Annotated in this window: 11 protein-coding genes and 1 rRNA gene; 8 read left to right on the top strand and 4 right to left on the bottom strand. The window is 40.2% G+C overall.

The window, feature by feature from the left end; all coding sequences use genetic code 11:
* Positions 1-56: 56 nt before the first annotated feature.
* Together Mia14_RS03920 and ppa are read left to right on the top strand one after the other, a co-directional pair.
* Positions 57-2,064, top strand: a 16S ribosomal RNA gene (locus tag Mia14_RS03920).
* A 71-nt stretch (positions 2,065-2,135) separates the two neighbouring features.
* Complete coding sequence (gene ppa / locus Mia14_RS03915; protein WP_088820350.1) at positions 2,136-2,642, top strand: inorganic diphosphatase; 507 nt, start codon at positions 2,136-2,138, stop codon at positions 2,640-2,642.
* A 23-nt stretch (positions 2,643-2,665) separates the two neighbouring features.
* On the opposite strand, the gene dph2 is transcribed toward ppa, so the two are convergent.
* Positions 2,666-3,631, bottom strand: coding sequence for a diphthamide biosynthesis enzyme Dph2 (gene dph2, locus Mia14_RS03910; protein WP_088820349.1), 966 nt, complete (start codon positions 3,629-3,631; stop codon positions 2,666-2,668).
* Positions 3,632-3,731: 100 nt separating this feature from the next.
* Here dph2 and Mia14_RS03905 point away from each other — a divergent pair, with 100 nt between their 5' ends.
* The gene (locus Mia14_RS03905; protein ID WP_124216905.1) at positions 3,732-7,829 is read left to right on the top strand and encodes an InlB B-repeat-containing protein; all 4,098 of its coding nucleotides are present in this window, start codon (positions 3,732-3,734) and stop codon (positions 7,827-7,829) included.
* A 219-nt stretch (positions 7,830-8,048) separates the two neighbouring features.
* Here the strand turns inward: Mia14_RS03905 and Mia14_RS03900 are convergent, their stop codons facing one another.
* Positions 8,049-8,570 (bottom strand): 50S ribosomal protein L16, encoded by a 522-nt coding sequence (locus Mia14_RS03900; protein WP_088820346.1) that lies wholly within the window; start codon positions 8,568-8,570, stop codon positions 8,049-8,051.
* A 258-nt stretch (positions 8,571-8,828) separates the two neighbouring features.
* On the opposite strand from Mia14_RS03900, the gene pdo reads away from it, so the two are divergent.
* Together pdo and Mia14_RS03890 are read left to right on the top strand one after the other, a co-directional pair.
* Positions 8,829-9,500, top strand: a complete 672-nt coding sequence (gene pdo / locus Mia14_RS03895; protein ID WP_088820345.1) for a protein disulfide oxidoreductase — start codon at positions 8,829-8,831, stop codon at positions 9,498-9,500.
* A 44-nt stretch (positions 9,501-9,544) separates the two neighbouring features.
* Entirely contained in the window at positions 9,545-10,219 is a 675-nt protein-coding gene (locus Mia14_RS03890) for a hypothetical protein (protein ID WP_088820344.1), read from the top strand.
* 46 nt (positions 10,220-10,265) lie between these two features.
* Here Mia14_RS03890 and Mia14_RS03885 read toward each other — a convergent pair whose 3' ends face one another.
* On the bottom strand, positions 10,266-12,563 hold the full coding sequence (locus Mia14_RS03885; RefSeq protein ID WP_088820343.1) for an AAA family ATPase: 2,298 nt from the start codon (positions 12,561-12,563) through the stop codon (positions 10,266-10,268).
* A gap of 148 nt (positions 12,564-12,711) precedes the next feature.
* Here Mia14_RS03885 and Mia14_RS03880 point away from each other — a divergent pair, with 148 nt between their 5' ends.
* The 3 genes from Mia14_RS03880 (at position 12,712) to Mia14_RS03870 (ending at position 14,677) form a co-directional block, all read left to right on the top strand.
* Entirely contained in the window at positions 12,712-13,254 is a 543-nt protein-coding gene (locus Mia14_RS03880) for a Mut7-C RNAse domain-containing protein (RefSeq protein ID WP_088820342.1), read from the top strand.
* A 147-nt stretch (positions 13,255-13,401) separates the two neighbouring features.
* Positions 13,402-13,860, top strand: a complete 459-nt coding sequence (locus Mia14_RS03875) for a hypothetical protein (RefSeq protein ID WP_088820341.1) — start codon at positions 13,402-13,404, stop codon at positions 13,858-13,860.
* Between the two features lie 241 nt (positions 13,861-14,101).
* Complete coding sequence (locus tag Mia14_RS03870) at positions 14,102-14,677, top strand: nucleoside/nucleotide kinase family protein (protein WP_088820340.1); 576 nt, start codon at positions 14,102-14,104, stop codon at positions 14,675-14,677.
* A gap of 17 nt (positions 14,678-14,694) precedes the next feature.
* Here the strand turns inward: Mia14_RS03870 and Mia14_RS03865 are convergent, their stop codons facing one another.
* Positions 14,695-15,021, bottom strand: coding sequence for a tRNA-binding protein (locus tag Mia14_RS03865; RefSeq protein WP_088820339.1), 327 nt, complete (start codon positions 15,019-15,021; stop codon positions 14,695-14,697).
* Positions 15,022-15,036: the final 15 nt, after the last annotated feature.

Raw genomic sequence — 15,036 nt, 5'->3', positions numbered from 1 at the left:
AAGTGCAAATTGGTACCCAACAATTTTTAAGTTTTGAAATTAATGTGCAGCCAGTAATTCCAGTCGATGCTGCTGGAGGACACTGCTATCAGATTTCGACAGCCATGCAAGTTAGCTCAAAGGCATCTTTGGGCAGCGTACGGCTCAGTAACACGTAGTTAATCTAACGTAAAGAAAGGGATAACCTTGGGAAACTGAGGCTAATACCTTATAGATTAAGACATCTGGAAGGAGTTTTAATCGAAAGGAGCATGAATTGGAGTGTTTCCGCTTTACGATGAGACTGCGGCGGATCAGGCAGATGGCGGGGTAATGGCCCACCATACCTATAACCCGTAGGGGATGTGGGAGCATAAGCCCCGAGAAGGGCACTGAGGCAAGGGCCCTAGCGCTACGGCGTGCAGCAGGCGCGCAAACTCCACAATGTGCGAAAGCATGATGGGGGGAATCTGAGTGGTTTACGAAAGTAAATCTTTTGCCAAGTATAGCAAGCTTGGCGAATAAGTGCTGGGCAAGACGAGTGGCAGCCGCCACGGTAATACTCGCAGCACAAGTGGTGTCCACGATTATTGGGCTTAAAGCGCTCGTAGCCGGTCAATGCCGTCTTATGTGAAATATTGGTGCTCAACATCAATGCGTGCATGAGATACCCATTGACTAGGGAGCGGGTGAGGTCAAGAGTACTTATAGGGGAGGGGTAAAATCCTGTAATCCTATAAGGACTAACGGTGGCGAAGGCGCTTGACCAGAACGCATCCGACGGTGAGGAGCGAAGGCTAGGAGAACGAATCGGATCAGATACCCGAGTAGCCCTAGCAGTAAATTATGCAGACTCTGGTGTTGCAAGTATCTTGAATGCTTGCAGTACCGTAGCAAAAGCGTTAAGTCTGCCGCCTGGGGAGTACGGTCGCAAGATTAAAACTTAAAGCAATTGGCGGGGGAGCACACAAGGGGTGGATGCTACGGTTTAATTGAATCCAACGTCGGAAATATTACCGGGAGCGACGGCAGTGTGAAGGCCAGACTAAAGATCTTACCTGACAAGCCGAGAGGTAGTGCATGGCGACCGTCAGCTCGTGGTGTGAACTGTCCGGTTAAGTCCGGTAAGTTTAATGAGTGATACAAATGGTGCAAAAACTAAAGCTTAACCCTAATAGGTGTTATTTGTTAGGATTATACGAATGCGGAAGCAAGGACCTTATAAATTTGAAGACAAGCGATGATGAGCTTGCGGAAAAATTTATAAAGCTGCTTACATCCGAATTCGAGATAAAGCCTGGCAAGTTACATATAGAGAAAAAAGAGAATTTGAACGTGATAACCCTTTATAATTCAAAATTGAAAAAGCTATTCGATAGATCCTTAGAAAGGAAATCCTTTATATTCAAATACCTGAATGAATATTCATCTGCATATTTTGCAGCGATATTTGATTACAATGGAGGAAGGACTAGCAATGGCAGGATTTATATCAATCGTTTGGATGCGGGTGATTCCCTATTATTGGAAAAGCTCAACATACATTCAAATGGAAAGAGTAAATCATTTATGCTGAACCCTAATCTGTTTATAGCACTTATAAAGGGTTATAGCTTAAAGGTTGCACGTGTCATTCATTGAACCCGGAAACGAGCGAGACTTTTGTCAACAGTTGCCACCAGCTTAGAGATAGGTTGAGCACTCTGTTGAGACCGCCTCTGTTTAAAGAGGAGGAAGGAGAGAGCGACGATACGTCAGTATGCTCCGAATCTCCCGGGCTACACGCGGCATACAAAGATCAGCACAATGGGACGCAATGCCGAAAGGCAAAGCAAATCCCCTAAAACTGACCTAAGTTCGGATTGAGGGCTGCAACTCGCCCTCATGAAGATGGAATCCCTAGTAATCGCTTGTCACTATCGAGCGGTGAATTTGTCCCTGCTCCTTGCACACACTGCCTACCAAGTCACCCAAGTGAGGTTTTAACGAGGCGATGCCATTAGGCATTTTCGAGTTAGGGTTTCGCGAGGAGGGCTAAGGTATAACAAGGTATCCGTAGGGGAACCTGCGGATAGATCACCTCAAAAAATTAAACGTTGTTAAGGTACCTGCATTAATTCTCGAAGCTGAATTCTTCTTGTATTTAGGTGCATCAAATGAATTTTTCTAAGCAAACAGACGATTTTCCTGAAACCTTCTACTCCTTTATAGAAATTCCAATGGGAAGTGGAATAAAGTATGAATACAAGCCAGAATTGGACAATGTAGTCGTAGACAGATTTCTTTTTACGTCAATGGTATATCCGACAAACTACGGATTTGCATTAGGCACAAAAGCAAAGGATGGAGACCCATTGGACATTCTTGTAATCTCCCAGCAGCCTATAGGGTCCGGAAACATAATAAAATGCAGACCAATAGGTATAGCTATAATGTCCGATGAAGAAGGGTCCGACAACAAGGTAATAGCAGTCCCAGTGGACAAGGTTGACCCGTCTTTTTCAAGCATAAAGGACATAGAGGATTTCCCACAATATATGAAGGACAAGATTAAGCACTTCTTTGAGCATTACAAAGAGCTTGAAAAAGGGAAGTTCATGAAATTCGAAAAATTTGATTCCAAAGAAGTAGCAATAGAAAACTTAAAAGAATCAAAAATCTGATTTTTCTGTTTTTTATTTTAAACTCAGGACCGTGATCCTGATTCCGCTATTTCTTTAAGCTTTTCTGAATCCTCCTTTATCTTAAGCACTTCCATAAGCTCATTTGCATCCAATAAAGGTTTCCTTATTCTGTCAACATCATCGATAGCTATTCTTGGGCAAGCTGTATTTACAAAAGCATCTATATCAATCATATTGTCTATTGATCCAAAATCAAAGGTATTCGTTATAAGAATCTCTGCCTGCAGTCCGGAAGACTCTATCTTTTTCTTCAACAAGTCGGCAAGTGCTTTGTTGTACTGGCCATTCTTTGTGCTTACCAGAAGCCCAAACTTCTTTGCATTAATCGAAGACATTATAAGGCCTTTGCGTCTCTTGCTGTACTGCTCTCTCATGTAGTCTATGAATTTGACCTCTCCGTTGAATGGATCAATTATCAGGAAGGGCTTGGTGGTCGCTATCACAGCCCCCAATGGGTGGAATACCCCTCCACCGAAGTACACAAATGCATCAACGCTTTTATCTATGGTTGTAGCGCTACCAACATCGCACCCTAATACTTGGCCTTCTTTCCTAGCCAGCCCATAGGGCTTGCCTATCATAATCGATTTTCCATTTTTCTCATAAAATTCTTTTATCTCACTAAGCTGGTGCTGGTGCTGTACTGTAGTAACTAGACCTATCACTCCATAATCTTTTAAATAATCAAGAGATTCAGGGAGCAAGTTAAGCGGGGCTTCTATCTTGTATTCGTTGTATTCTACTTCGAACCCCAAATCTTTTGGAAGCCTGTCATGACCATATTCCGCGTGCCCAAAATGTATCAATTTATCCACTTTAAGCGTTTTTGCTTCTTCTATAGCAAGGTCGCATGCACCAAATGTTGGATGTGCATCTATGTAAACTTCGTTGCCTTCCTCCTCCAATTTCTTGGCATAGTCAAAAACCTTGTCCTTGAGCCCTTCAGGGAATTGAATTAAAATCTTCATAATATTAAGAATAAGTTATAATAATATTTAAATAGTAGGGTCGAGCGACTTTTAAAAGAAACTATTAAATAATATAAATATAATCTTATATAAGATATAAATGGCGGATCGCCGTAATAAGAGAGATAGCAAAAAGAGCATGAAAAGGCTAGAGAAAAAGATTGAAACTGACTCCATAAAAGAGCACAGTGAAGCGCAATCTGCTCTTGAATACCTTGTTACTTATGGTTGGGCAATACTTATAATTGCAATAATAGTGTCACTCCTATACTTTTTCGTTGCGGTCCCATCTAGTGTGATTCCAAACAGTTGCTCGTTTACAACAGGAGCAAACTGCGAGGACATGGAACTTGGATCAAATTCAATATCCCATACATCTACAATATCTCTGCTTCTTACAAATAGCAAAGATTACGCTATAAAAGATCCATCAATTACTGTAGAATATAACAAGGTTAATGTTACCCATTCTTGCTATCCAAGTTATGTGCTTCCTGGAGGATCCATAATATGCATTGCAAATATGTCGACGTACTTACCAACAAATGCCTATGCATATGGAAACCTTTATTTAAATTCTGATGACTGTGCACTATCAAATTCTTCCTCATGTACAAATGCACCAAAGCAGATTTATGCAGGAAAATTCAATGCACATGTCGCATTGGTGGTAAAGCCTTCATTGACAATTTCACTTAATGCATCAAGTGGTCACAACGGAAGATGGCCTGCTGATAATTATCCTGACGAACTGACCGCAAATGTCATATTCCTCGGATATCCTCTTGCAGGATCAACTGTGAATTTCACAGAGGTTCCAGATGAGGAAACATTGTTCCCTACTTATGCATCTACCTCGTCGCAGGGAATCGCACACTCATTTGTATATGGAACAACTATTGGCAACATAAAAGTGAATGCGACTTTTGGAAATTACACAAGCCATTACGTATACATAAACTTTTCACCTGTAACCCAGTACCACTTGATATTCAATGTCCCTTATGGTAAGGTTACCATAACAACTCCAATCAACAGCACCACATTCACAAAGAATGCAACTGGGACCACAATATGCAATTCCGAACTTAACTACTCAACGCCATCACAGGTTACACTGGTATCAAACGAGGCATACGAGAACTTCACATATGCGGAATCAAACGGCGTAAAGTACTACAATTCGACAGGATCAATACCAATATACTGCAATTCAACGACAGTTTCATTCAATTACACAACTTACTACAAGCTAAATGAAAATGTCAATCCATCATATTCTTCAGGTGTTGTATCATCGTCCCCATTATCCTCGAACGGGTATTACAAGAAGGATTCATCATTGCAGCTTTCCGCGAAATCCTCCAATCCAAAAGAATGGGTTTTCGCAAACTGGACATGTGCTGCATCCACATCAATAGGAAGCACATGTTATTCTGGAAACAGCCAATCCCCAACAATTATAATGTCTAATCCAGTAAACGAGACAGCAAATTTTGACCCTATGCTTTCATTGAGAGTAATCCCAGGAGGCGATGGGACAATAACCGCGTCAACTCCCTCTGGCACATCCACAAATTCATCAACATTCAAAAGTTATCCTGAATCTTATGGATCAAAGGTAACACTAGGAGAGTCACCTGCAAATTCAACATTCAAGTTTTATGGATATTCCGGATTGGGTACAGGCAACTATACGGGAGACAACACATCACCAACTGTAACAATGGATTATCCTATAAACGAAACTGCAGAATATGATGTATATTTAAATGAACTTGCATCACCTTCAAGTGCGGCTTCATCATTATTGCCCGGAAGCGGCTGGTACGCACCGGATTCATCAATTACACTAACAGAAGTAAATAATACTGGATATAAGTTTGCAGGATGGACAGGATATGAGAACAATGCATCCTCATCATTTACAATGGTAGTGCCGAATACAGACTTCACGGAGCAGGCCAACTATGATGTATACCTTACAGAGCTCTCATCACCATCAAATGGTGCAAAGACGCTTTCACCTGGAACTGGATGGTACGCACCGGATTCATCAATTACACTAACAGAAGTGAACAACACAGGCTACAAGTTTGTCAATTGGACAGGCCAGTTCAGCTCAACCAATAACCAATTATCAATAACTGTGCCAAGTACCCCATTCACGGAAACTGCGGAATACGCAGTTGCCCTAAAACTATCAGTATATGAACACGGAGATGGAAAGGCAACAGTGTCTCCAGGAGGATCAACTAATTCATCCTCTATTTTCTGGGAAACACCCGGAGCTTCCCTGTATTTCACAGAGACCAATACAACAGGATACAAATTTGCGAAATGGGTAGGATATGATAGCGGCAATTCTTCAAACTTTACAATGACTGCACCAAATTCTCCTTTCAACGAAACCGCTGATTACGATGTATACCTAACTGAGCTCTCATTCCCTTCAGGAGGTGCAAAGAAGCTTTCGCCTGGCAGTGGCTGGTATCTACCAAACTCATCAATAACATTGTCCGAGACTAACAACACAGGATACAAGTTTGTCAATTGGACAGGATACGAGAAGAGCACTTCTTCATCTTTCACGATGGCAGTTCCAAATACAGACTTCACGGAGCAGGCCAACTACGATATATACCTTACAGAGCTCTCATTCCCTTCAGGGGGTGCAAAGACGCTTTCGCCTGGCAGTGGCTGGTACTTCCCTGGAAATTCAATCACATTGTCCGAGACGAACAATACAGGATACTTATTTATAGGCTGGACAGGATATGAAGGCAGCACTTCTTCATCCTTTGGCATGACAGTTCCGACAGAACCATTTACCGAACAGGCCAACTACGATGTATACCTAACTGAGCTTTCATACCCATCAAATGCGGCTTATTCATTATCACCTGGCAGCGGCTGGTACGCACCTGGAACTTCGATCACTTTATCCGGAAAGAACAACACAGGATATAAGTTTGTCAACTGGACTGGCTACGAGAAGAGTACTTCATCCTCATTTGGCATGACAGTTCCGACAGTACCGTTCACGGAGCAGGCCAACTACGATGTATACCTAACTGAGCTCTCCTACCCATCAAGTGGGGTTTCCTCATTAAATCCTGGCAGTGGCTGGTACTTCCCCGGATCTTCAATCACTTTATCCGGAAAGAACAATACAGGATATAAGTTTGTCAATTGGACTGGCTACGAGAAGAGTACTTTATCCCAATTCAGCTTGACTGTACCAAGTGTGGACTTCAAAGAGCAGGCCAACTACGATGTATACCTAACTGAGCTCTCATCGCCTTCAGGTGCAGCTTACTCCCTTTCGCCTGGCAGTGGCTGGTACTTCCCCGGATCTTCAATCACTTTTTCAGAAGTTAACAATACAGGCTACAAGTTTGTCAACTGGACTGGCTATTATAATCCAAGCCATGTTGCTAATCAGTGTACTCAATATGATTCCTGTGGTGGGTCTGATTGTCCATCAGGTATTTCATCCAGCGATTGTTACACAACGGTTCAGGGTGAGTGTAATGTAGTTTTGTGTACCTACTACACATATAATACAACCTTGACGGTTAAAGTTCCAACTGTACCGTTCATGGAGCAGGCGAACTACGATGTCGCATTAATACTTCTAGTAAGCCCATCTGGTGATGGGACAGCTACTGCTTCACCCGGAGGATCAACCACATCATCGTCAACTTATTGGGAAACCCCATATTCTGATATATCACTTTCATATTCCACTTCAAATAGCTGTGCAACATTTAATGGTTGGACCTGCAGTGGAAATAACTGTTGGAGTGGGCCAGAGCAGCAGACCACATATCCATATACATCTGCCTTTGTTGTGATGTCAAGCCCTATAGTAGAAGCTGCAACTTTCAGCCTTAAAACATATGAACTTGGATTAAGCTCATCCGGTCCGGGGTCCGTATCCCCAAGCAGTGAAGAAGTCAATTGCGGAAGCACCATAGAAATAGAAGCGCTACTCAAAAAGCCTCCAAGCTGCAGTGGCCGCACCTGTTATGTAAACTACCTTAATAACTGGACCTGCAGTGGCAATGGGTGTTATAGTTATCCAGGAGACCATCCACCATACACGCCAAACCCTCCTCCATACACAATAAATGTGACGGTTTACAACAACATGTCGGAGACAGCAAATTTCGATACCTACTCTTATCTAACATGAAAATAGAGTTCATTGATTTTTATATCATAAATGCTCTGAATGAAGCCCGTAATATAAAAATAGTTAAATGCAAATCAGATTATAAAACGACAATAAGGCAGGAATAAAATATATAAGCCACTGTTTATCAAAAGTGGCGTAAAACCAACCATTTACCAGAGGTAGGATTCCACTGCAAAATTCTTTAATATAAAGTAAAATTCAAAAACAGAAATAGAATTAGGACGCTATTACGACCTTATACTGTCCTGAAAGCTTTGATCTTGCCCTATCAAATGCCTCTCTTATTATAGGCATGTTCTGCTTTGTTGTCTTTATCATAAAGACTGGCTGTCCCCTTATCAATCTTGCGGCCAATCCAATAGGCTTCCCAAATGCATGGCTCATTCCCTGTGATATTCTGTCTGCTCCTGCACCCGTAGCCATCTTGTGTTCTCTTATAACGTTGTGTGGATATACAAGCACTTTGAAGTAATATCCTCCAGGTATCTTTATTTCAAGGTACTTGTTTATTATCTGCCTTGCTGCTTCAAGCGCATTTGACCTTAGTTGTATTGGATATGTGGTATTTAAGGTAACCTTCAGGTCATAATTTTCCTTGTCAACTCCCATATTGAATACAAGAAGGCTTGTATGAGGTAGTGCCCTTATATAATTTTTCTTCGGTTTTTTCTGCGAATATCTAGCCCATGGTTGAGAACTTATATCTCTAACTGTCCTTGCAGGTCTTAATCTTGCCATTTTTTACACCTAATAATCTTTAAGAATTTGAGTTATAATAAATTCTTATGTTAAGGTATTTATTAATATCTGTAAATATTGCAAAGCTAAGTCAAAAAATCAAGCATGTAACTTTTAAATGCGATTTGCATCACCTCTGCATCTTTTCCTTAATTATTCCGAATAATTCCAAGTAACTAGCTACCAACAAAACACAGTTAATATTAAATATTCGAAAATACAAAATAAAAATAACTTATTTTATAAAATGGTGAGCAAATGGTAAAACTTAAAGATGATGACAAAAAGGCAATAACTGAGAAATTTAGCAAAGAATTGAAAGGAGACGTCAACATAATGTACTTCTACGACTCTGACAAGAAGGTTTGCCCCTACTGTTCCGAGATGACGGAGCTGCTCGAAGACCTTGTAGGCCTGAGCCCAAAATTAAAGCTTACAAAATATAATGCCGCAGACGAATCCACAGAGAAAGAGAGGAAGTTCCTTAAAATAAATGACCAGGTTCCCGCATTGGTGCTTGGAGGGAAGAAGATATACAACCTTTACTACTTCGGCATACCTGCAGGATACGAGTTTGCATCCCTGCTTGAGGATATAGTAGACGTCTCAAATGGAACTACAAGGCTTTCTGAAAAGACAAAGGCAGAGCTCAAAGAGGTAAGCAAGCCCATAGATATAAAGGTATTTGTCACCCCTACCTGCCCATGGTGCCCAAGGGCGGTAAGGACAGCACATCAGCTTGCAATAGAAAACCCTATGATAACAAGCAGCATGATAGAGGCATCGGAGTTTGAAGAGATGTCAACAAAATACAAAGTGATGGCAGTCCCAAGGATAGTCATTAATGACAAGAGCTACTTTGAAGGTGCACAGCCAGAGCAGGTGTTCATGGAATACATCAAAGAGGAGCTCAAGGATGAAGCCAAATAATCTAGAGTTTGAATATTTGGTATTTTTCTGATATAAGTGACCATATGCTTTTTAAAAATGAATTTATCTCCGCGGTTAACTCAGTCATAAATCCAAAAATAAACTCCAAGCATAAATCTTTCAGCCAGATAATGTCCACATACTACAAGGCTTCAATTATACCATTGATAATAGCCGTTGTAATCGGGTTCGCGGCTGGATATCTATTCGGGCCTTTCAGTTTTATTCTCAGGCACAGAAGTGCAATCGCTGCAGGTTTTATAGGAGGTGCATTGAACTCTGCATATGCAATCATAGCTATTTTGGTAATAATTCCATTGAGCCTGATTATATATGCTGCAATATACTATATTTTTGCCGATCTTGCATTGAAGATATGGAAAGGCAGCTATGAAGAGGTCCTTGTAAGCTTCATGTATGGAAACCTTCTGATAGTGATATTTTTCTTCCTTGTATTCATACCAATAGTTTCAATAGCTGCATCAATAGCGCTTTCAATATGGGGCATAGCAGTAGTATCGATTGTGATGGGCAGGCAGATGAAGATGGACCCCTGGCGTGCATTCGGAGGTATGGTTGTGACAGGCATTGTAATCATAGCAATAGCAATGATGCTTATGATGCTGCTATTCGGATTTGCATATCTGGCATCATCTGTGGGAAGCGGCCTGTCATTAAGCCATTTAAGCAAGCCTCCAATTGCTGCATTTAGAGGTTAATCCAACATTGGCCGGCCAAACTCCGGTATAACAATGCAATTGCCGGTTATAATTCAGATATGGCAGCAGGTGCTCTTGCTTCCTTGTCCCTTTCAACCATATATATTTTCGCCGGATGTACCTGCTTTAAGCTGTCATCATGCGTTATTATGAAAATCTGCTCTACTATATCTGGCAGTGTTTCACTAAAAACGGATACGAGCCTGCTTATCCCTGCAGCATCCAAATTATGCGTCGGCTCATCAAGTATTATCCATTTTAGGTTCGGAACTATGACCATTCCCAATGCAATCCTGAGAGCAAGGCTTGCTGTGCTCCTTTCACCTCCGCTTGCAAATGAGTCAATCGAAACTTTTTCCTTTTTCCCATTTATATTTACAATACCTTCAAGCAGATAGTCATCTTTATACGTATTGAGCATTATGTATTCATAGTCACCATAAGGATAGATCTTGGGCCATAAGTCTGCCATAACATCATTTACTGAGGAAACAAGCCGGTTCCTTAAACCAGATTCCGTTTCCTTGAGCGCGGTCCTGAATTTTTCCAACGAAGAAACAAGGCGCTTTCTGCTGCTTACCCTTTCTTCGCTTTCCTCAACCCTGTTTACCTGATTTATCTTATCGGCTATCTGCAGAAGTATGTCATCGTAGCGCTTTTTGCCTGTCTCATACCTTATCTTTATCTCATTGCGCTTTGAGTAAAGGTTGTTGTATTCGTTCTGTAAATTCTCTATCCTGTCTTCAGATATATCTATCGATTGGAATTCCCCATTCTTTTCCTTGAGAGCCTTATTCTCTGTATCTATTGACTTTTTTAAGGTTTCCTGCCTCTTCAAGTCCTCTATATATTTTTCAATCTTATTGACATCCTCCCTTGCCTGCTCTCTATTTGAATTATATCCCTCTACAGTTTTTGCCACTAACTCATACTGCGATTTCAAGTTCTGACTCTTTGAAGATAGAAGATCAATTATCTGCTTAATCTTATCAATATCCTCAAGTTTTCCCCTCAATATGTCAAGCTTTCTTTTATCCTCATTGAAAGCATTGAACTTTTCCTTTAATGCGTTCAGTTCATTCTTGTGCAATAATATCTTCGATTTGTAATCTGCTATTGAGCTGTTTTTTTCTTCAAGGAGCTTTAGCCTAAGGTCAGTGCCAATCTCCCTGTCACATACAGGGCATTTGCTTATATCTTTTGAAAGTTCGGCCACCCACTTTGAAAGCTCCTTAACGCTTCCTTCATCAGATGCAATCTCAAGATTCTCCTTGTTTATTCTATCCTCAGCCTCAGCTATTGCCTTATCGAGATCAAGCTTCTCAAATTCTTTTACTTTAAGTAATATTTCCTCATTCTCCTTAAGCTTTTTGCTGTTTGCCTCAAAATCTGATTTGGCGGTTGCAATATCCCTCGCAAGGTCCATCTGCTGTTTCCTAGACTTCTCTAAATCAGCAGACAGCGATTCAAACTTATTTTTTGCAATCAGGTAATTGTTCTCCAGTTCCTCCTTTTGCATAGGTACACTGATTTTTTCCATCTCTGCCTTAAGGGTATTGATTTTTGACGATATGCTTGCCATTTCCTCTTTCAGTTTCAACTTCTTCAATCTCTTTTCCTTCATCTCCTTGAGCGAATTTGCATATTTCTCAACTTCTAAACTAAGCTTTCCAAATTCGGATTTGTAAGAGCCTATCTCTCCTAAAATATCCTGCTTCTTCACCGACAAGTCCTCTATCTGCTGTTTTATCGATCTGACATCTATATTGCCTATTAGCTGTTCATCTTCCTTGATTATGCGGTTTATCATACCTATTACTGAGGTCGCATTTTCATCCACATTGGTGAAACGGTCAAGCCCAAGCATCTCATCTATGCTTTTCTTTCTCTCGCCTTTGCGTATGTCCAAAAAATAGTCGAGCTTGTTCTGCTCAGCATATATTGCCTTAATAAAGGTGTCGTAGTTCAATTTGAGCAACGACTCTATCTCTTCATTGACTCTTTTAGGCTGTGTCTGCAGGAATTTCCCATTCTTTTCCAGCAATGCATCTGCCCCCTTTTCCCTCTTTATTTTCCTTGTAACTGTATAACTGTTATTGTCTATATCAAATTCCAGTTTTACGGAGGCTTCGTTTACATTGGCGGAATTCGATATCAAATTGTCAAGCTTCACCCTGCCCGAATTTAGAGCAGGGAATGTGCCGAACAAGCCAAATGATATCGCATCAACTATTGAGCTTTTCCCTGCACCCATTATACCTATGAGTATGTTTACCCCTTTGTCAAAATCAAGATGGGTATCACTGTGGACCTTCCAATTCTTCAAATCTATAGACTTTATCATCTGAATTAACTTTTCAGATTAAACTTATTATGCTTTTTCAATGCCTCTAATTAGGCAAACCAAATGTACTAAAAATCCCAAAGATCTATGGAACGGGCATGTATAAATAAGGTTTAGATATAAATAACAATATATACAAAACCTAATTATGCATGAATCCCAACCCGTCCCACTATACAGGCTTAACATAGTGGCAGATATAATGATGGCAAAGGTTGCCCGATGGATGAGACTGCTTGGAATAAAGGTTAACGACGCCAAGTATATTGACGACACCCAGATACTTAATTATATAAAGCGCTATCGGCACCCTGTGCTATTGACAAGCGATGTCGAGTTTTCACGGAGGGCAGAGAAGATAAGGGTAAAAGCAATATGCGTGCCTTCCAATATTGACCTGAACCACCAAGTAGCATATGTTCTAAAGCGCATGGACATAGATGCAAGCAGGATCAAAGCGGGCAGCCTATGCACTTCTTGCGGAGCCAGACTTATAAGGATAAACAAGGCCAGCCTTGAAAGCGATAAAATACCTAAAAATTCACTGGATGCGTACGATAAATTTTACAAGTGCCCCAAATGCGGAAAAACCTACTGGAGAGGTTCACACTGGTCTGAGATAGATTCCAGAATTAACGAAATACTAAGCATATACAAAAACGAGAAGCAGAACAAATCCGGAATAAGGTAAATTTTTGGCATGTTGCAACAAATCACAATAAAAATTGCCCAAAATAAAAATAAACCGCTATTACAAAAACGGTAATAATCTATGAACAGTTCCCATCAAATGCGAATTATTAAATATATAAATAGGGATAGATATAATTGTGATAACATGGTGGGAATATTCAAATCAAAAAATGAAAAACTAAATGAAGAAACAGCAGATCTATTGACATATCATCTACCTAAGGAGTATAAGAAGGACCAGGAAAATAAGATAACAGACCTTTTGAACAAAAGGGATAAGCTAGTCGAATCTTACGAAGGACAAAAGGAATATTACAGTGTTAAGCACCTTACAGATTCCATATATAATAAATTCAGGCAAGCCTATAAGGAAACTGAAAAACTGTCAGTTCAGTCAAATGATATGCAGTCCCTAGGGATAAAAGGAGTTGACAACAAAATAAAAGAATTCAATGACAAGATCAGCAAATCCAATTCCGAGATAAATGAAAATATAACCAAGCAATTGGATGAAATCATAAGCGATTATAATAAAGTCTTTAACACACTTTCAGATAAAAGCAAGATGAAAGACTTTTTGAATCAGATGAAAGGAGGAAAGTGAAATTTTTAATCCTATTTTTATTATTTTTGTTAAAAGCAGTTTAAGGCTTGCTTACTTTAGCGTTGGGATTCACATTTAGTCCAAATAATACATAATCCCTACGGCAAGCTATCTATTGTATAAAAACTTATTTTGAATGGAGCACAAGAGTTTTTCATATCATTAGCAGCCAGATAAAGCATTGAACTTACAAGCGATAGCTATAAAATATAAAAATTTTAAATATTACTAGTGATGCAGATTGAAGAAATCTTATGGTACTGTAAATATAGCGTTTGTCGGCCCTTTCGCATCCGGTAAAACCTATATGTCAAAACTACTGGTGCAGGAGCTGAAAAGGCGCAATATAAAGGCACATAAGCTCTCTATAGCGGATGAGATAAAAAGGCTTGCAAGGGACCTTTTTGGAATGAAAAAGAAAAACAGAAGGCTCCTGCAGGTTCTAGGAGCAAAGATGCGCGATATAGACAAGATGGTCTGGATAAATTACGCGGTTAACAAGATAAAAAGGAGGAACTTGGAGCCGTTCATAATAGACGATTTAAGATTTTTGCACGAGTATAGTGAGATAAAAAGGAATTTCCCTAACACAATAACGGTAAAGATAAGGAGCAGCAAAGATGCCAGGGACAATATATACAAGAGGCTTTATGGAAGGAAGCCAACCACAACAGAATCAAATGATTCTACTGAAACGGAGCTGAATAAGATAAAGTGCGATTACGAGATAATCAACGATTATAAGAGGGAAAGCGCAGAAAGATCGATAAACATTATGATTGACAAGTTTTTCACAAAAACGGCAAAGAAGAGATAAGAATTCCTAAAAACCCCTTACCTTATCTTGCTTCCTGGCTTCATCTTTCTATCGGGAGTCAAAAGGGATATATTTTCATCATCTTCCGCAGCAAGCAGCATCCCATTCGAAACAAATCCCGCTATATCCTTAGGCTCTAAATTAGCCACCACGATAATCTGCTTGTTTACCAAATCCTCCTTGCTGTACTTGTCTCTTATTCCAGCGGCAATTTCCCTTATGCCAAGTTCTCCTAAATCAACCTTAAGCTTGTATATAGGCTTGATTGCCTTTTCATGAACCTCAACATCCACAATTGTCCCAACCCTGAGTTCGATCTTCTTCAAATCGTCTATAGTAGCCATAAATTCACACAAGAA

Source organism: Candidatus Mancarchaeum acidiphilum, from assembly GCF_002214165.1.
Lineage (GTDB): Archaea > Micrarchaeota > Micrarchaeia > Micrarchaeales > Micrarchaeaceae > Mancarchaeum > Mancarchaeum acidiphilum.
This window is presented reverse-complemented; position numbering and strand designations above follow the sequence as displayed.

Excerpts from the sequence above, each read along its gene's own strand:
- ppa (WP_088820350.1), top strand. The coding sequence starts at position 2,136 with ATGAATTTTTCTAAGCAAACAGACGATTTTCCTGAAACCTTCTACTCC.
- dph2 (WP_088820349.1), bottom strand. The coding sequence starts at position 3,631 with ATGAAGATTTTAATTCAATTCCCTGAAGGGCTCAAGGACAAGGTTTTT.
- Mia14_RS03905 (WP_124216905.1), top strand. The coding sequence starts at position 3,732 with ATGGCGGATCGCCGTAATAAGAGAGATAGCAAAAAGAGCATGAAAAGG.
- Mia14_RS03900 (WP_088820346.1), bottom strand. The coding sequence starts at position 8,570 with ATGGCAAGATTAAGACCTGCAAGGACAGTTAGAGATATAAGTTCTCAA.
- pdo (WP_088820345.1), top strand. The coding sequence starts at position 8,829 with ATGGTAAAACTTAAAGATGATGACAAAAAGGCAATAACTGAGAAATTT.
- Mia14_RS03890 (WP_088820344.1), top strand. The coding sequence starts at position 9,545 with ATGCTTTTTAAAAATGAATTTATCTCCGCGGTTAACTCAGTCATAAAT.
- Mia14_RS03885 (WP_088820343.1), bottom strand. The coding sequence starts at position 12,563 with ATGATAAAGTCTATAGATTTGAAGAATTGGAAGGTCCACAGTGATACC.
- Mia14_RS03880 (WP_088820342.1), top strand. The coding sequence starts at position 12,712 with ATGCATGAATCCCAACCCGTCCCACTATACAGGCTTAACATAGTGGCA.
- Mia14_RS03875 (WP_088820341.1), top strand. The coding sequence starts at position 13,402 with ATGGTGGGAATATTCAAATCAAAAAATGAAAAACTAAATGAAGAAACA.
- Mia14_RS03865 (WP_088820339.1), bottom strand. The coding sequence starts at position 15,021 with ATGGCTACTATAGACGATTTGAAGAAGATCGAACTCAGGGTTGGGACA.